The following is a 17,719-nucleotide window of genomic DNA, read 5'->3' on the forward strand; positions in this document are numbered from 1 at the left end:
CTAGCCCGGCGCCGGGGCCGCCCCGGGGGCGCGCAGTCCCGCCATCCCGCCGCTCCAATCTCAGGCCGTACTCACAGCGCGCTTTTAGGGAGGCCCAAGCTTCGATCGACGCGATTGATCCCCATCCTTGCGAATCTCACGCCCCGAAGTCAGCCATAATGGACAGCGTGACGACCACGCCAGCGACCTACTCTCAGGCCATGCGGTCCGTCAAGCGGCCGGATCCGGTCGCCGTCGGAACCATCGTGTGGCTCGGCAGTGAGGTGATGTTCTTCGCGGGCCTGTTCGCGATCTACTTCACCCTGCGGAGCACTTCCCCCGAACTGTGGGCGGAGCGCACCCAGCTGCTGAACATCCCCTATGCGACGGTGAACACGATCATCCTCGTGCTCTCCTCGGTGACCTGCCAGATGGGCGTGTTCGCCGCTGAGCGCTTCCAGCCGTACCGCAAGGGCAGCATCTGGAATTTCCGGGGCTGGGGCATGGTCGAGTGGTTCTACCTCACATTCTTCATGGGCGCGGTCTTCGTCTCCGGTCAGGTGTGGGAGTACTCCCAGCTGGTCGCCGAGGGGATGCCGATCTCCTCGGATTCCTACGCGTCGGCGTTCTACCTCACGACGGGCTTCCACGCTCTGCACGTGACCGGTGGTCTGCTCGCCTTCCTCCTGGTGATCGGCCGCGCGTACGCCGTCAAGAACTTCGGACGCAAGGAGATGACGACCTCGATCGTCGTCTCGTACTACTGGCACTTCGTCGATGTCGTGTGGATCGCACTGTTCCTCGTCATCTACTTCCTGAAATAGGAGCGGAATCCCCGACATGGCACGAGAGACCAAGCCCCGCGCCCACGGACGCCGAAGCCCGTGGGCTGCCGCAGCCCTCATCGGCATCGGCCTGCTTCTCACCGGAGGCGCCTACGCGGGCGCCTCTGCCGCAATGGCGGCAACCGGCGAGACCCAGGTGAAGTCCGCGCTCACCGCCGAGGATGGCAAGAAGCTCTTCCAGGCGAACTGCGCCACCTGCCACGGCATGAACCTGCAGGGCACCGAGGCAGGCCCGTCCCTCTACGGAGTGGGCGAGCTCGCCGTCGAGTTCCAGGTCTCGACGGGTCGCATGCCGCTTCAGGCTCAGGCTCCGCAGGCTCCGCAGAAGCCGGTGCAGTTCACCGAGGACCAGATCCGGGCGATCGCCTCCTACGTTCAGGACGTCGCCCCGGGACCCAGCTATCCGTCTGACGAGACCCTGGACGGCGAAGGCGACGTGGCACGCGGTGCGGAGCTCTTCCGCATCAACTGCGCCATGTGCCACAACGTGGCAGGCGCAGGCGGTGCCCTCACCGAGGGCAAGTACGCACCCGCCCTCGACAAGACGAGCGCGCTGCACATGTACGCCGCCATGGTCACGGGGCCCCAGAACATGCCCGTCTTCAGCAACATGAACCTGACGACCGAAGACAAGCGCGACATCATCTCGGCACTGCTCTTCCAGCAGGAGGCCGTCTCGCCGGGTGGCTTCACCCTCGGCTCGCTCGGCCCGGTCTCGGAGGGCCTGTTCATCTGGATCTTCGGAATCGGCACGCTGATCGCGATCACCGTGTGGATCACAGCGAAGTCCAACTGACCCGATACTGACCAGAAGCATCAAGAGGAGCAGCATGGCACACGAGGAAGACCCGCTCGAGCACGAGAGGGCTTCGTGGAAGCCCTCCGCCGGGCTCGCAGTCGCGGTCCCCGACAGGGTGCAGACCCCGGAGCTTCCGCCGCATCGCGAGCGGATGACCGACAAGGACCCCGACGCCATGAAGCGCGCGGTCCGCACGACCTACACGCTCTTCTACCTGTCCGTCGCGGCCAGCATCTGGGCGATCGCGGCCTACATGCTGTTCCCGATCGAAGACGGCTCGCTCGTCTCGATCCGCGACAACAACCTCTTCATCGGCCTCGGCATCGCCCTGGCGCTCCTCGCCATCGGCCTGGGAGCGATCCACTGGTCGAAGGCGATCATGTCCGACAAGGAGTTCATCGAGCCGCGGCATGCCACGCGCGGCCGCGACTCCACCCGCACCGCCGCCATCCAGGCCTTCGAGGCGGCGAACGAGGAGTCCGGCTTCGGACGACGGACCATGATCCGCAACTCGATGATCGCCGCGGTCGCAGCATCCATCCTTCCGGGGCTCACGCTCTTCCGCGGACTCGCGCCGCAGGACGAGGACCCTGTCGAACTCCTCAGCCACACCATGTGGAAGGAGGGGACGCGCCTCGCCCGCGACCCTGAAGGCACTCCCATCCGTGCGGCGGAGGTCACCCTCGGGTCGGCGTTCCACGTCATCCCCGAAGACCTCGCGTCCCTCGGGCACTCCGAGGGCTACCTCGAGCAGAAGGCCAAGGCCATCGTCCTGCTCATGCGCCTCCTTCCCGAAGACCTTCCTCCTGAGCACAACAAGCTCGAGTGGACGTACGACGGGATCGTCGCCTACTCCAAGGTCTGCACGCACGTCGGCTGCCCCGTGGCCCTCTACGAGCAGCAGACCCACCACCTGCTCTGCCCCTGCCACCAGTCGCAGTTCGACGTGTCACGCAGTGCTGCGGTCATCTTCGGCCCGGCGGCCCGCCCGCTGCCGCAGCTGCCGATCGCCGTCGACGACGAGGGATACCTGGTCGCGCAGAGCGACTTCACCGAACCCGTCGGCCCGAGCTTCTGGGAGCGCCATTGAGTACCACGACTCACCCCACTGAGAACGTGACGCTCGAGCCTGCCGTCACGGACGCACCTGTGTCGACCCGTGACAAGCCGCTCGGCGGACGCTTCATCGGAGCGACGGCGAACTACATCGACGAGCGCACGAGCCTCTCCGGCTTCGTCAAGGAGCTCGGACGCAAGATCTTCCCAGACCACTGGTCCTTCATGCTCGGCGAGATCGCGCTGTGGGCGTTCGTCGTCGTCCTCCTCTCGGGCACGTTCCTGACGTTCTTCTTCCAGGCATCCATGGTGCCGACGCACTACACGGGCGCGTACCTGCCCATGCGGGGCGTCGAGATGTCGGCCGCGCTGGACTCGACCCTGCGGCTGTCGTTCGACATCCGCGGCGGCCTGCTGGTGCGGCAGATCCACCACTGGGCTGCGCTCGTGTTCGTGGCGGGCATCGGCGTCCACATGCTGCGCATCTTCTTCACCGGCGCCTTCCGCAAGCCGCGCGAGCTCAACTGGGTGATCGGCTTCATCCTGTTCATCCTGGCGATGGGCGAAGGCTTCACCGGCTACTCACTGCCCGACGACCTGCTCTCGGGCAACGGCCTGCGCATCATCGACGGAATGGTGAAGGGCATCCCCCTCATCGGCACGTGGACGTCGTTCCTGCTCTTCGGCGGCGAGTTCCCGGGCGATCAGATCGTCGGTCGCCTCTACACGCTCCACATCCTGCTGCTGCCGGCGATCCTCGTCGGACTGCTCGTGCTGCACCTCATGCTGATGGTGATCAACAAGCACACGCAGTTCGCGGGCCCCGCTCGCACGAACAGCAACGTGGTGGGCTACCCGATGATGCCGATCTACATGACGAAGATGGGCGGGTTCCTCTTCCTGACCTTCGGCGTCATCGTGCTGATCGCCTCGCTGTTCACGATCAACCCGATCTGGAACTACGGGCCGTACGACCCCTCCCCCGTGTCGGCCGGCACCCAGCCTGACTGGTACATCGGCTTCGCCGACGGGATGCTGCGCCTCATCCCGCCGGGCTGGGAGATCGTCTTCCTCAACCACACGTGGTCGTTCAACATCCTGGTCCCGCTCGGCGTGATCGGCCTGTTCATCGTCCTGGTGCTGATCTACCCGTTCATCGAGGCGTGGGTCACGGGCGACAAGCGCGAGCACCACATCGCACAGCGTCCTCGGAACGCCGCGACGCGCACCGCGATCGGTGCAGCCGGCGTCACGATGTACGCGGTCATGTGGGCCGCAGCGTCGTCCGACATCATCGCGACGCACTTCAAGCTGACGATGGAAGGCGTGATCCACACGCTCCAGGCGCTGCTGATCCTCGGGCCGATCCTCGCCTACTTCGTGGCCAAGCGGATGTGCCTCGCCCTTCAGAAGAAGGACCGCGAGATCCTCCTCCACGGCTACGAGTCGGGACGCATCGTTCGGCTCCCCGGCGGCGAGTACATCGAGGTCCACCAGCCCGTCGACGAGTTCGACCGCTGGAAGCTCGTCGAGTACGACGCGTATGAGCCCCTCGTCGTGCGGCCGAACTCGCGTGGGCGTATCCCGTGGCACGAGAACCTGCGCGCTTCCATCTCCCGCTGGTTCTTCGAGGACCGTCTCACTCCGGTGACCCAGGCGGAACTCGACGAGGCGAGTGCACACCAGCACCACACGCTGGATCACATCGCCGATGAAGAGCACGCCGAGATCCAGGGAGCCCACGAGCGCGCCGGCGTTCCGGACGCCCCGCACATCCCGATCGACGACGGACGGCACGGTGAGACGGCGAACCGCCCCTCGAACGTGATCATCCCCGATGGCGACGGTTCCCAACCCGGCCGCCCGGCGAAGGACACGAAGTAGCCCTCACCGGAGCAGTCACTGCCAGGATGCCCTCGCGCCGCCCTTCACCGGGTGCTGCGGGGGCATCCTTCGTCTGTGCCTCGGCATACGGGATCGGCAGGAATGCGCCGCTCTGTGGCCCTCAGCGGTGCTGACGTCCGGCGGCAGCGGGCCTAGCGTGGAGGTATGACAGATGCGCTCGAGTACTTCTCCGCCAAGCTCCGCCACGAGACCGACGCGTCGGACGTGTACGCCGCTCAGAAGGCCGGCGAAGGCGTGATCGTCGTCGACGTGCGCGGCGACGATGCCTGGGCGCAGGGGCACATCACAGGCGCCGTGCACATGCCCTACCGCGAGATCGCGGAGCGTGCCGCGGCCGAGCTCGATCCCGCTGTGCCTGTCGTGGTCTATTGCTGGAGTCCCGGGTGCAACGCCGGGGCGAAGGGCGCAGTCGAGTTCGCGAAGCTCGGCTACTCGGTCCGCGAGATGATCGGCGGGTACGAGTACTGGGTCCGCGAGGGCCAGCCGACCGAGAACGACGAGGGCCCTCTCCCCCGGGTCTTCGATGCGCAGGTCATGGTCGTGCGCGTACCGGCGGACCGGTAGGCCCCACGGTCCAGCAGGCCCCAGCGGTCGTCAGTGAATCGTCTCGCCTCGTTTCAGCATCTCGACGTACTGTGCAACGCGAGCGGCGCGTGAAGCCGGGCGCTTGAGGTTGGCGACGCGGAACGCCATCGCGAACCGGTTCTGCGCAGTCTGCGCCGCGAACGCCTCGGCGATGGCGGGGTCGGCGTTCAGCGCTTCCTGCAGCTCGACCGGGATCTCTCCGTCGCTTTGCCGATAGGCGCTGTCCCATCGCCCGTCGGCCTTCGCACGGTCGATCTCCTGCTGTCCTCGGGGCCGCATGCGACCTTCCTCGATCAGTCGCGCGACGTGGCCGATGTTGACCTTCGACCAGATGCTCCGCGCCCGCCGGGGCGTGAAGGTCTGGAGGAAGTAGTCGGCATCGAGGGCTTGCGACTGCCCGTCGATCCAGCCGAAGCACAGTGCCGCATCGAGCGCCTCCGCGTAGGTGATCCCCGGCCGGCTCGACGACTTCTTCCGGAGTCGCAGCAGGATCCCGGTCGGGTCAGGATCCGACTCGAGCCAGGCTTCCCACTCCGCGACCGTGTCGACGTGAAGGACGGGCTTACTCGCTCGATCGGCCATGACGGGAGGATATCCGCTGCCACGGCAAAGAGAAGAGCCCCGACCTGGGGCGGATTCTAGGGGTCCTCGCAACACCTGATGGCTATGTGGTTGTCAGTAGATCACGCAGACGCTCGGCTGGGGTATCCCAGCCGAGCGTTTTGCGTGGTCGGCCGTTGAGTTCCTGGGCGACGTGCTCGAGGTCTTCGAGTCCGTAGACGGAGAGGTCTGTGCCCTTCGGGAAGTACTGGCGGAGCAGCCCGTTGGTGTTCTCGTTCGACCCGCGCTGCCACGGTGAGTGCGGGTCGCAGAAGTAGACGGGCACGTCGGTGGCGATCGTGAACTGCTTGTGCGCGGCCATCTCGCTGCCTTGGTCTCACGTCAACGAGCCGCGCAGATGCTCGGGGAGGGTCCCGATCAGCGGGACGAGGACGTCACGGACCTCTTCCGCGGTGTGACCGGCGGGGAGGTGCCCGAGCATGACGTATCGGGTGGTGCGTTCGACCAGGGTCACGATCGCCGACTGTGACCCGGTGCCGACGATCAGGTCACCCTCCCAATGCCCGGGCACGGCACGGTCCTCGACCTCGGGTGGCCTATCGGAGATCATCACCATCGGATCGGTGAACCGCGCGGTGCGCTGGTGGGCCTGCTTCTGCGGCTTGCGGCGGGTGCGTCCGGTACGCAGCGCCGTAGCGATCTCGCGGCGCAAGCCGCCACGGGCTTGGACGTAGATGGCCTGGTAGATCGTTTCGGCGCTCACTCGCATGTTCTCATCGTCGGGAAAGTCCTTGACCAGAGCGTGGCAGATCTGCTCGGGCGACCACCGCACCGTGAGCTTTTCGGCGACGTATCCGCGTAGCGGACCGTCGACGGCGAGTTTGCTGGTCTTGGGTCGGGTGCGGCTCCTCGCCCAGGATCGTTGCGCGGCATAGGGGCGGTAGGAACCGCCGCGGGACCGGTGATCCAGTTCCCGCTTGATCGTCGACGCGGGCCGGCCCAGCTGTCTACCGATCTCACGCAGCGACATACGCTGCCGGTGCAGATCGGCGATTTGCTCTCGCTCGGCCAACGTCAGGAACCGCGGATGCAACTCCGCTTCCAACGCCCTCATCGGCGGCTGCTGCGTCCCATCGACAATGGTGGTCACACCGGTGTTGTAATCCACCCGGCGTCCGTCCGGGTGCAGGCGCGCGTTGCCGACCTTCCGGATCCCCTTGTCCCAGTCCCGGGCTGTCCGCTCGTTGATCCCGACCCGCGCTGCGGCGTCCCGCCACCTCGCCCCCGATGCACGCAACCTGTCGTACTCAGCGCGTCCGGGATGACCACCCGTCCCGGTCTTCCCATGACCGCGGATCCCCGCCTTCCGAGCCCACCCGTATGCCGTAGCCGGGTTCACCCCGACCGCGCGCGCCGCGCCCGAGATGTTGCCATCCCCGCGCTCCAGCGCTTCGAAGAACCCAGCCTTCAACCCCTCACAAACCACGATCCCCGCAACCCCCTGAAACTCAGGGTGTTGCGGGGATCGCTAGAACCGGCCTGGCGGTCGGGGCTCTTCTGCGCTTCGCTGCTTCAGCGGGCGAAGTGGCCGCGGTAGTACTCGAAGACCCAGCCGACGATCGCGACGAGGAACACGCCGATGCCGATGGGCATGAGCCATGTCCCTACGGCGAGTCCCAGGATGCCCAGCGCGGCCGAGAACGCGAGGACGATGGGCCACCAGGACCACGGGCTGAACTCGCCGAGTTCAGGGTCGCCATCGTCGATGTCGGCCGTCAGGGTGTCTTCAGGGAGCTCACCGCGCTGCGCGTTGTGCACGCGCCCCATGTAGAACGCGATGAGCACGGCCATCAGAGCGGTGAAGAGCAGAGCGACGGAGCCGACCCACTCCGTGGCCTGCACGAAAGGGACGTTCGGGTGGGCCAGGCTGCTCCAGATCGTGTAGACGACCGCTACGAGGCCGAAGAAGATCGCGAGGATCCACCACAGGCGGACATTGGTCTTCACGCTACTTCACCTCTCCTGCGGCGGTGTCGACAACCGGAGCATCGGGAGCGTCCTTCGCCGGGCCGACGCCGACCGGGATGCCCGCCTCAGGGTGGTTCAGGTCGAACGCGGGCCGCTCGCTGCGGATGCGCGGGATCGACGTGAAGTTGTGACGGGGCGGGGGGCAGGACGTCGCCCACTCGAGCGACGCCCCGTAGCCCCACGGGTCGTTGACGGTGACACGCGGCGCCTTGCGCGCGGTGAGCCAGACGTTGAACAGGAACGGGATCATCGACGCGCCGAGCAGGATCGCGCCGACCGTCGACACCTGGTTCTGCCAGGTCCAGCCGTCCGCCTCGGAATAGTCCGCATAGCGGCGGGCCATGCCGTCGACACCCAGCCAGTGCTGGATGAGGAAGGTCATGTGGAAGCCGATGAACAGCATCCAGAAGTGGATGTAGCCCAGACGCTCGTTCAGCATCCGTCCCGTCCACTTCGGCCACCAGAAGTAGAACCCGGCGAACATCGCGAACACCACGGTGCCGAACACCACGTAGTGGAAGTGCGCGACCACGAAGTACGAGTCCGAAAGGTGGAAGTCGAGCGGGGGCGACGCGAGGATCACGCCGGTGAGACCACCGAAGACGAACGACACGAGGAACCCGAGTGCGAAGACCATGGGCGTCTCGAACGTCACCGACCCTCGCCAGAGGGTCCCGATCCAGTTGAAGATCTTCACGCCCGTCGGCACCGCGATGAGCATCGTCATCAGCGCGAAGAACGGCAGCAGCACCGCGCCCGTCACGTACATGTGGTGCGCCCAGACAGCGACGGACAGCGCCGCGATGGAGATGGTGGCGTAGACGAGCGTCTTGTAGCCGAAGATCGGCTTGCGGCTGAAGACCGGGAAGATCTCCGACACKATGCCGAAGAACGGCAGCGCGATGATGTACACCTCGGGGTGCCCGAAGAACCAGAAGAGGTGCTGCCAGAGCAGGACTCCCCCGTTCGCCGGGTCGTAGATGTGCGCTCCGAGCACGCGGTCTGCCGCAGCGGCGAGGATCGCAGCGGCGAGCACGGGGAACGCCATCAGGACCAGGATGCTGGTGATCAGCGTGTTCCACGAGAAGATCGGCATGCGCCACATCGTCATGCCGGGTGCGCGCATGGTGATGATCGTGGTGATGAAGTTCACGGCGCCGAGGATCGTGCCGAAACCGCTCATGCCCAGGCCGAGCATCCAGAGGTTGCCGCCGACGCCCGGCGAGAAGCTCGCGTTCGCGAGCGGCTGATAGGCGAACCATCCGAACGCCGCAGCACCCTGCGGGGTGAGGAAGCCGGCGACCGCGATGGTCGAGCCGAACAGGAACAGCCAGAACGCGAAGGCGTTCAGTCGCGGGAACGCGACGTCGGGCGCGCCGATCTGCAGCGGGAGGATGGCGTTGGCGAACCCGGCGAAGAGCGGCGTCGCGAACATGAGCAGCATGATCGTGCCGTGCATGGTGAAGAGCTGGTTGTACTGCTCTTTCGTGGGCACGATCTGCATGCCGGGCTCGAACAGCTCGGCACGGATGATGAGCGCCATCACTCCGCCCAGCATGAAGAACAGCACCGAGGCGATCAGGTACATGTACCCGATGGTCTTGTGGTCAGTGGAGGTGATCCACTTGACGATGATGTTGCCCTTCTGCTCGACGCGCGTGGCGCTGAGCAGAGCTGCCTGACGAGGCGGCATCGTGGTGGGACGGCTCGGAGTCGTCTCCTGGAGCGGAAGCGTCGTTGCCATGGTCAGTCGTTCCGTTCCTCATCGGTGGTCGTCTCGCCGGTGCCGGGCAGGTTCGTCAGACGGTCGTACTCGTCTGTGATGTCGCCTGTCTGGCCCAGGTCGCGCAGCGAGTCGAGGTAGGTCTCGTACTCGTCATCGCTCACGACCTTGACGTTGAAGAGCATCGCCGAGTGGTACTCGCCGCACAGCTCGGCGCACTTGCCGGCGTACGTGCCCTCTCGGGTCGGCGTGAATGACCAGTAGTTGTCGCGGCCGATGTACATGTCCTTCTTGTAGAGGAAGTCCACGATCCAGAACGAGTGGATGACATCGCGCGACTGCAGCTCGATCTTCACGGTCTTGTCGACCGGGAGGTACAGCGTCGGAAGCTCGGCTTCGTCACGATCTCCGTCGGATGCCGGCTGCGCTTGGACGCCCATGGACCAGACGGCATCCGAGCCGTCCTCGTCATCGCCGTTGTACTGGAAGTCCCATGCCCACTGCTTGCCGATCGCGACGATCGACACATCGGGGTCATCGGTCTGCGTCTCGAGGATCGTCTGGTCGCGCGCCGTGAACGCGAAGAACCCGACGACGAGGATGAGCGGCACGATCGTGTAGAAGATCTCGATCGGCATGTTGTAGCGGAGCTGCACCGGGAGTCCGGACTGGCCCTTGCGACGGCGGTAGGCGATCGCCGCCCAGCCCATGAGGCCCCAGGTGATGACGCCGACGACCAGCAGCACGATCCAGGAGTTCACCCACAGGCCGGCCACCATGTCGGTGTGGTTCGTGGCGGMTTGACCGTCCTCGGTGAAGCCGGGAAGGAACCCGTGGAGCTCCGTCGGTGTGCAGCCGGCGAGTGCGACTGCCGCTGTGATCCCGACGGGTGCGAGGACCCACCGGAGACGACGTTTCGAGGGCACAGTGCACCTTTCCGGGTCGCGAACAGGACTCTCGCCAGTCTAGGGCAACCTCTCACCGGATTCAGGCCAACCGCCCAGTCAGGGCGCCCCGGAAATCGGCGGTTCGAGGGCCGTTCGGGAACGCCGAAACGCCCTGTTCGACTAGGCGAGCAGGGCGTTTCGGGCGTACGGCTCAGATCAGTGGAAGCTGTCGCCGCAGGCGCAGCTGCCGGCCGCATTCGGGTTGTCGATCGTGAAGCCCTGCTCCGAGATCGTGTCCTTGAAATCGATGCTCGCACCGTCGAGGTACGGGACGCTCATGTCGTCGATGATGACCTCGACGCCGTCGAAGTCGACCGTCTTGTCTCCCTCGAGATACCGCTCGTCGAAGTACAGCTGGTAGATGAGTCCGCTGCAGCCGCCGGGCTGGACGGCGACGCGCAGACGCAGGTCGTCGCGGCCCTCCTGGTCGAGCAGGTTCTTCACCTTGGCCGCGGCCGCGTCGGTGAGCAGCACGCCGTGGGCGCGCGCGGTCTGGTCGGTAGACAGTGCGGTGTCGGTCATGACTCTCCTCGCGGGTCGCGGACGCTCAGGAACGGAGCGGATGCTTCGATTCTACGATGCCCGCCGCAGAAGCGGCTCTGAGCCGCTCGGGGAGCGTCGATCGGGCTACAGCGTCCGCGCGTCGAGCTTCTCGAGAAGGAGCGCCTCCGCCACCAGAGCGTGGCGGAAGGTGTCGAGATGCAGCGACTCGTTGGGGCTGTGCGCGCGTGCATGCGGGTCTTCCACCCCGGTCACCAAGATCTGGGCACCGGGGAACTCCCTCACTAGATCGGCGATGAACGGGATCGAGCCGCCCACCCCGATGTCGACGGGCTCCACACCGTACGCGTCGCCCAGCACCTCACGGGCATCCGTCACCGCCCAGCCGCTGGTGTCGACGAGGAACGGGTTGCCGAACTCGCGATCGGAGAACTCCAGCTCGGCGCCGAAGGGGGCGTTCGCACGCAGGTGGGCCTCGATCGCCGCATATGCGTCGCGCGCCTCCTGCCCAGGAGCCACGCGGGCGCTGATCACGACGGTGACCTCGGGCGTCAGCGTGTTGGACGCGTTCACGACGCTCGGCGCGTCGATCCCGGTGACCGTGATCGACGGCTTGTTCCAGATGCGGCTCAGGATCGTGCCGCGCCCGATCGGGCTCACGCCGGCCGGAAGCCCGGCTTCATCGCGGAGCGTCTCCTCGCTGTAGTCGGGGGTCTCGGCATCCCTTTCGACAAGCCCTTCGACGGCGACCGCGCCGTCGTCGTCCCACAGCGTGGCCAGCAGCTTCACCGTGGCCATCATCGCGTCGGGCACCGCTCCCCCGAACATGCCCGAGTGCGAGGCGTGCTCGAGCGTCCGCACGCGCAGACGGAACTTGGCATTGCCCCGCAGCGAGACCGTGAGGGCGGGGGTGCGGTCATCCCAGTTGCCCGAGTCTGCCACCACGATCACATCGGCTCGCAGCGCATCCGCATGATCGGCGAGGAACTGGGAGAACGACAGGGATCCCGCCTCCTCCTCCCCCTCGAAGAAGAGCGCGACACCGAGATCCAGATCGTCGCCGATGGTCTCCTTCACCGCACGCAGAGCCCCGATGTGGGCCATGATGCCGGCCTTGTCATCGGCCGCACCGCGGCCGTAGAGGCGACCGCCGCGGACCGTCGGCTCGAACGGCGGAGATTCCCACAGTGCCTCGTCGCCCACCGGCTGCACGTCGTGGTGCGCGTAGAGCAGGATCGTGGGTCGGCCGTTCCGAGCGGGCCGGGAGGCCAGGACCGCGGGCATGCCGCGCTTCCCCGTGCCGGGGATCTCGGCATCCGCGATCGTCACGGTTTCGAACAGACCTGTGGCCTCGACGAGCGCCTTCACAGCCTCGGCGCTGCGCCGGACCGGAGCCGGGTCGAAGCCGGGGAAGGCCACAGACGGGATGCGCACGAGAGCGCCGAGATCGGCGAGCGCGGAGGGGATGCCGGCGGTTGCGGCATCCCGCACCGCCTCGGACCGGGTGAGCTCAGAGGTCATGCGGGTAATCTTAAGCATTGCTTCCGACTCCGCACTTTCGAGGTACCTCCGTGGCCAAGACACCTGACGCCCCTTCGAGCGACGCTCCGTCCGAGGGAACCGTTCTCAACGGCGTCCCTGCGGGCAAGGGCCGCGCGACCCCTTCACGCTCCGAGCAGGAGGCCGCCCGCAAGCGCCCGCTGGTGCCCGACACCAAGGAGGCGAAGGCCCGAGCCAAGTCCGATCTCGCCGCGCAGCGCGAGAAGGCCCGCGTCGGCATGGCCTCGGGTGACGAGCGCTACCTCACCGCGCGCGACAAGGGTCCGCAGCGCAAGTGGGTGCGGGACTGGGTCGACTCGGGCTGGCACCTGGGCGAGGCGGTGATGCCCGCGATGGTGGTCGTGATCCTCATGACCTTCATTCCGATCGCGTCGCTGCAGTTCTACTCGTTCCTCGGGCTCTGGCTCTTCATCTTCCTGGTGATCGGCGACATGGTCTGGACGTCGGTCCGCGTCAAGCGCATGGCCAAGGCCAAGTGGGGCGACAAGACCGAGAAGGGCCTGGGCTGGTACGCCGCGATGCGGTCGATCCAGATGCGCTTCCTGCGCCTGCCGAAGCCGCAGGTCAAGCGCGGGCAGCGCCCCGCGTAAGCCGCGCCAGGCCGCGGTTGATCTGGCGGGCCCAGAGGGGGCCGCGATAGATGAACCCCGTGTAGCCCTGCACCAGGGTGGCACCGGCATCCAGTCGCTCCTGCACGTCCTCAGCCGTCTCGACCCCGCCGACGCTGATGACGCAGAATTCCTTGGGCACGACCGCGCGCACGCGCGTGAGCACCTCGAGCGATCGCTGCGCGAGAGGAGCGCCCGAAAGCCCGCCGTCGCCGGCAGCCTCGATCACGGCCTGATCGGTCGTGAGCCCCTCGCGCGAGATCGTCGTGTTCGTCGCGATGATGCCGGCGAGGCGGGTGTCGACGGCGAGCGACGCGATCGCATCGATCTCGTCATCCGGCAGATCCGGAGCGATCTTGACGAGGAGGGGCGTGAGCCCGGCCGCGGCCCGCACCGCCTGCAGCAGCGGCCGAAGCGTCTCCACCGCCTGGAGGCCTCGGAGCCCGGGCGTGTTGGGCGACGACACATTGACGACGAGGTAGTCGGCCAGCGGCGCCAGCAGGCGCGCGCTCGTGACGTAGTCGGCGGTCGCCGCCGACACGTCCACCACGCGGCTCTTGCCGATGTTGACGCCGATCACGGCTCGCTTGCGGCGCCGGCGGATCTTCTGGAGTCGGACCGCGGCGGCTTCGGCGCCCTGGTTGTTGAACCCCATGCGGTTGACGACGGCTCGATCCGGGATCAGGCGGAAGAGGCGGGGGCGGGGATTGCCCTCCTGAGGTATCGCCGTCAGCGTGCCGACCTCGATGTGCCCGAAGCCGAGCGCGTGCAGTCCCCGGACGACCTTGACGTCCTTGTCGAAACCCGCGGCGACGCCGAACGGAGAGTCGAAGTCACGGCCGAGCGCGCGCGTGCGGAGCGAGGGCGCGGGGCGCGTGAAGGCGCGTGCCGCCCAGGACAAGGGCGGAACGCCGAGAACCCGGATGACGGGGAGCACCAGGTGGTGCGCCGACTCGGGATCCATGCGCGAGAAGACGGTGCGGAAGACGAAGGGATACATCCCCTCCAGGCTACCCACCCTCCCGGGGCCTCAGGATTCGGTGGCGCCCCCGCCGACCTCGAGGGTGGGGGCGCTCTGTGCCGCGTGGTCCGCGCGAAGCTGCGCGATCGACGCTTCGAAGTCCTCCAGCGAGTCGAAGGCCTGATACACGCTCGCGAATCGGAGGTAGGCGACCTCGTCGAGGGCGCGGAGCGGCCCGAGGATCGCCAGTCCGATCTCGTTCGTGTCGATCTGCGACACGCCGGTCTGGCGCACCGTCTCCTCGACGCTCTGGGCGAGAACGGCGAGATCGCCTTCGGTGACAGGGCGGCCCTGGCATGCCTTGCGGACGCCCGAGATGACCTTCTCGCGGCTGAAGGGCTCGATCACGCCGGATCGCTTGATGACGTTGAGGCTCGCGGTCTCTATGGTCGTGAACCGGCCCCCGCATTCGGGGCACTGGCGACGGCGACGGATGCTGAGGCCGTCGTCGCTCGTGCGCGAATCGATGACGCGCGAGTCAGGGTTTCGGCAGAACGGGCAGTGCATGGCATCGACAGACTACGCCCCGGAACGCGTACGACCGCTCCACGAAGCGCGGGAAGCACGCACTGCTTCGACCGCTACCCCGGGAAGCGCGCCTCGACCGCTTCGCCGTGGGCGGGAAGCTGCTCAGCTTCCGCGAGCGTCACGATGCTGTCTCTGACGACGCGCAGCGCCTCGAGGTCGTACTCGATCACCTGCTGGGGACGCAGGAAGGTCGCCGCTGAGAGGCCCGATGAGTAGCGCGCCTGCCCACCCGTCGGCAGGATGTGGTTGCTGCCGGCGAGATAGTCGCCGAGGCTGACCGGAGAGTAGGCCCCGACGAACACCGCACCCGCGTGGACGAAATCCTCGGGGTGGGGGTCGGCGAGGTGCAGCTCGAGGTGCTCGGGCGCGTAGGCGTTGCTGAACGCGGTCGCCACGGCGAGGTCGTCCACCAGGACGATCGCCGACTGGGGTCCGCTGAGGGCTGCGTCGACGCGCTCCGCGTGGCGCGTGCGGGCCGCCCGGCCCGCCGTGTGCGCTGCGACCGCGTCTGCCAGCCGCTCGGAATCGGTCACCAGGACCGCGGCCGCCTGCTCGTCGTGCTCGGCCTGGCTGATGAGGTCGGCGGCCACGAGTTCGGCGTCTGCCGTGGCGTCGGCGACGATGAGGATCTCGGTCGCGCCGGCCTCGGCATCCGTCCCGACAAGGCCCGCGACCGCGCGCTTGGCGGCCGCCACGAAGTTGTTGCCCGGCCCGGTGACGATGTCGACCGGGTCGAGCTCGAGCGAGCCGACCCCATGCGCGAAGGCGCCGATCGCGCCGGCCCCGCCCATCGCGTAGACCTCATCGATGCCGAGGAGCTTGGCGGCAGCGAGGATGACGGGGTGCACCCGGCCGCCTGACTCGCGCTGCGGCGGCGATGCGAGGGCCACCTCGGTCACTCCTGCGACCTGGGCGGGAACGACGTTCATGACGACGCTCGACGGATAGACGGCCTTGCCGCCTGGCACGTAGACGCCCACACGACGCACCGGCTGCCACCGCTGCAGGACGAGGGCACCCGGGCCGAGCTCGGTGACCGAGGATGCCGGAACCTGTGCCGCGGAAGCTCGCCGGACGCGGTCGATCGCCTGCTCGAGCGCGGTGCGCACGGCGGGATCGAGCTGCTCCAGCGCCTCGTCGAGGTGCGACTGCGGAACCCGGATGTCGTGACCGGCGACGCGGTCGAACCGTTCCGCCTGCGCGCGAAGTGCGGACTCGCCGTCCGTCGCGACGTCGTGGACGATGGCGGCCGCTGCGGTGAGGGCTTCTGCGCGAGCCGCCGTCGCCCGCGGAACGGTGGCGAGGAGTTCAGCAGAAGTGAGCGTGCGGCCGCGAAGATCGATCGTGCGAAGCATCCTCAGCCCCGCGTGACGTCGGCCACATCGTGGAGGTATCCCACCCGGCCGTCTTCGTGGCGCACCACGAAGAGTTCGCCGCGGTCTTCGATGACGAGGGCCCACGCATCGGGACCGATGGTGAAGAGCGGCCGGCCCTCTTCGTCGACCACGTCCCGCGGCTCGGGGGCGAGAGCCCAGAACGCCTGCTGCCTCGCCGGTGCGGGCTGCGGCTCGGTGGCTGCCTCGTAGACCGCCGTCTGCGGCGCCCAGACGACGGCAGCCGGCTCGGATTCCTGCGCCCGAGCATAGGCGGACGTGTCGTCGTTCGAGTCATAGCCGACCGGGGTCTCGGTCGGCGCGTAGTCGGGCTGGGCATCGGCACCGGCATCGCTCGTGATCGGCCGGTACTCGGGGGCAGGACGCGCGACGACGGGACGGAGCGGCCGTGCATTGCGGTGGGCCGGGATCTCCGCGCGGTGGCGGAAGTCGTCGCCGAGCACCGGGATGAACGGAGCGAACACGGTCAGCACCACGCCGGCCAGCATCAGCACGAATTCGACCCACATGACCCAGGAGCGGACCATGGGTCCGCCGTCGGCGACGAAGGCGACGGTCTCCCAGACGTACGAGAGCCAGACGACCGCCGAGACGGAGAAGGCGACGGATGCGAACTGGTCGATCCCGAGGGATCCCACGCGACGGATGCCGGTCGGCGAGAGCCGGCGGAGCACGATGAGGAAGACCGCGATCGTCGGGACGCCGATCGTGAGGATCCACGTGAGCCCGGACGTCCACACCGAGTCGAACCGAAGCGCGCTCAGCGAGAAGAACGAGGTGACGAAGGCGAGAAGCCACACCCCGAGGAGCACCACCTCACGAATGGAGAAGGGACCGATCCCATACTGCGGCGGAACATCGCCGCTCTCGGCGCGGGAAGCGTCGGTCTCACCGTGCTCCCCCGCGAGGGTCTCGTTGTCGTCCAGCTGCTCGTCGGCCACGATCATCCCTTCCTGCGCGCCGCCCGCCTTGCCGGGGCACGCGCGGTCCGATACTACCCGCGTGTGATGAGACGGCCGTGAGGGCGCACCCGTCGCACCGCGGTGTCGGAGAAGCGCGTCACCCGAGGCACTGCGGACCAAGCAGACCTTTCAACTCGCCATAGAGATCGGGGGTGATCTTCACAGGATGCGGGATCTCGAAGACCTTCGCCACCGAACCGGAATGGAGCTTCAGCGTCACCTCTGTCTCACCTTGGTGGCGCTCGAGCGTCTGCAGCAGCTCGTTGATGACGTCTTCGTTGGCGCGCCGCTCGGGCACGAGCAGGACCAGCGCCCCCGACTCCTCCATGTGGCCGAGATCCGGCGAGAACGCCGATTGCGCGTGCAGATTGAGCCCGTCGTCACGGCGGGAGACGCGTCCTCGGACGACGAGGATCGAGTCGGCCACGAGCATCGAGTGGAACTCGGTGTAGGTCTTGCCCATGAACATGACGGTCACCTCGCCGTCGAAATCCTCGACCGTGATCATGCCGTACGGATTGCCGCTCGATTTGGCCACACGGTGCTGGACGCTCGTCACGAGACCCGCCACCGTGACCTGATCGCCGTCCGAGACGTCCTCGGAGGCGAGCAGGTCGTGAATGCTCGTCGAGGCATGCTTGGCGAGCGGGAGTTCGAGCCCTGCGAGCGGATGATCCGATACGTACAGGCCGAGCATCTCGCGCTCGAACGCCAGCT

17 protein-coding genes and 1 pseudogene are annotated in these 17,719 nt (G+C 67.3%); 6 read left to right on the forward strand and 12 right to left on the reverse strand.

Going from position 1 to position 17,719, the window contains the following annotated elements:
• Positions 1-158 precede the first annotated feature (158 nt).
• The 5 genes from ctaE (at position 159) to AC1DP3_RS15655 (ending at position 5,148) form a co-directional block, all read left to right on the forward strand.
• Positions 159-803 carry an aa3-type cytochrome oxidase subunit III gene (ctaE, locus tag AC1DP3_RS15635; protein ID WP_477294852.1) on the forward strand — a complete coding sequence of 215 codons (645 nt, stop codon included), beginning with the start codon at positions 159-161 and terminating at the stop codon, positions 801-803.
• Positions 804-819: 16 nt separating this feature from the next.
• Entirely contained in the window at positions 820-1,620 is an 801-nt protein-coding gene (gene qcrC / locus AC1DP3_RS15640) for a cytochrome bc1 complex diheme cytochrome c subunit (protein WP_477294854.1), read from the forward strand.
• A gap of 34 nt (positions 1,621-1,654) precedes the next feature.
• Entirely contained in the window at positions 1,655-2,713 is a 1,059-nt protein-coding gene (gene qcrA, locus AC1DP3_RS15645) for a cytochrome bc1 complex Rieske iron-sulfur subunit (protein WP_477294856.1), read from the forward strand.
• A 26-nt stretch (positions 2,714-2,739) separates the two neighbouring features.
• Positions 2,740-4,563: a cytochrome bc1 complex cytochrome b subunit gene (gene qcrB, locus AC1DP3_RS15650; RefSeq protein WP_477294883.1), complete on the forward strand. Its 1,824-nt coding sequence runs from the start codon at positions 2,740-2,742 to the stop codon at positions 4,561-4,563.
• A gap of 165 nt (positions 4,564-4,728) precedes the next feature.
• Entirely contained in the window at positions 4,729-5,148 is a 420-nt protein-coding gene (locus AC1DP3_RS15655) for a rhodanese-like domain-containing protein (protein ID WP_477294858.1), read from the forward strand.
• Positions 5,149-5,178: 30 nt separating this feature from the next.
• On the opposite strand, the gene AC1DP3_RS15660 is transcribed toward AC1DP3_RS15655, so the two are convergent.
• From AC1DP3_RS15660 to AC1DP3_RS15690, 7 genes and pseudogenes are all read right to left on the reverse strand, one after another.
• Complete coding sequence (locus AC1DP3_RS15660) at positions 5,179-5,751, reverse strand: YdeI/OmpD-associated family protein (protein ID WP_477294860.1); 573 nt, start codon at positions 5,749-5,751, stop codon at positions 5,179-5,181.
• A gap of 82 nt (positions 5,752-5,833) precedes the next feature.
• A pseudogene (locus tag AC1DP3_RS15665) lies at positions 5,834-7,027 on the reverse strand (IS30 family transposase).
• Positions 7,028-7,302: 275 nt separating this feature from the next.
• On the reverse strand, positions 7,303-7,737 hold the full coding sequence (locus AC1DP3_RS15670) for a cytochrome c oxidase subunit 4 (protein ID WP_477294862.1): 435 nt from the start codon (positions 7,735-7,737) through the stop codon (positions 7,303-7,305).
• A 1-nt stretch (position 7,738) separates the two neighbouring features.
• Entirely contained in the window at positions 7,739-9,502 is a 1,764-nt protein-coding gene (ctaD, locus tag AC1DP3_RS15675; RefSeq protein WP_477294863.1) for an aa3-type cytochrome oxidase subunit I, read from the reverse strand.
• A gap of 2 nt (positions 9,503-9,504) precedes the next feature.
• Positions 9,505-10,407: an aa3-type cytochrome oxidase subunit II gene (gene ctaC, locus AC1DP3_RS15680; RefSeq protein WP_477294865.1), complete on the reverse strand. Its 903-nt coding sequence runs from the start codon at positions 10,405-10,407 to the stop codon at positions 9,505-9,507.
• A 177-nt stretch (positions 10,408-10,584) separates the two neighbouring features.
• Entirely contained in the window at positions 10,585-10,950 is a 366-nt protein-coding gene (gene erpA, locus AC1DP3_RS15685; protein ID WP_477294867.1) for an iron-sulfur cluster insertion protein ErpA, read from the reverse strand.
• 105 nt (positions 10,951-11,055) lie between these two features.
• Positions 11,056-12,450 (reverse strand): M20/M25/M40 family metallo-hydrolase, encoded by a 1,395-nt coding sequence (locus AC1DP3_RS15690; RefSeq protein WP_477294869.1) that lies wholly within the window; start codon positions 12,448-12,450, stop codon positions 11,056-11,058.
• Between the two features lie 50 nt (positions 12,451-12,500).
• Between AC1DP3_RS15690 and AC1DP3_RS15695 the strand changes: the two genes are divergently transcribed.
• Positions 12,501-13,079, forward strand: a complete 579-nt coding sequence (locus tag AC1DP3_RS15695) for a DUF3043 domain-containing protein (RefSeq protein ID WP_477294870.1) — start codon at positions 12,501-12,503, stop codon at positions 13,077-13,079.
• Here AC1DP3_RS15695 and AC1DP3_RS15700 read toward each other — a convergent pair.
• The 5 genes from AC1DP3_RS15700 to AC1DP3_RS15720 all read right to left on the reverse strand — a co-directional run.
• Positions 13,054-14,097 (reverse strand): quinone-dependent dihydroorotate dehydrogenase, encoded by a 1,044-nt coding sequence (locus AC1DP3_RS15700; RefSeq protein WP_477294872.1) that lies wholly within the window; start codon positions 14,095-14,097, stop codon positions 13,054-13,056. The genes AC1DP3_RS15695 and AC1DP3_RS15700 overlap by 26 nt on opposite strands.
• Before the next feature lie 30 nt (positions 14,098-14,127).
• Positions 14,128-14,625, reverse strand: coding sequence for a transcriptional regulator NrdR (nrdR, locus tag AC1DP3_RS15705; RefSeq protein ID WP_477294874.1), 498 nt, complete (start codon positions 14,623-14,625; stop codon positions 14,128-14,130).
• A 74-nt stretch (positions 14,626-14,699) separates the two neighbouring features.
• A complete protein-coding gene (hisD, locus tag AC1DP3_RS15710) occupies positions 14,700-16,001 on the reverse strand; it encodes a histidinol dehydrogenase (RefSeq protein WP_477294876.1) in 1,302 nt (433 codons plus the stop codon).
• Between the two features lie 2 nt (positions 16,002-16,003).
• On the reverse strand, positions 16,004-16,987 hold the full coding sequence (locus tag AC1DP3_RS15715; protein WP_477294878.1) for a hypothetical protein: 984 nt from the start codon (positions 16,985-16,987) through the stop codon (positions 16,004-16,006).
• A gap of 112 nt (positions 16,988-17,099) precedes the next feature.
• Positions 17,100-17,719 (reverse strand): OB-fold nucleic acid binding domain-containing protein (locus AC1DP3_RS15720; protein WP_477294880.1); only part of this gene is annotated, 620 nt, incomplete at its 5' end.

This window comes from Microbacterium sp. P5_B6 (genome assembly GCF_056400345.1).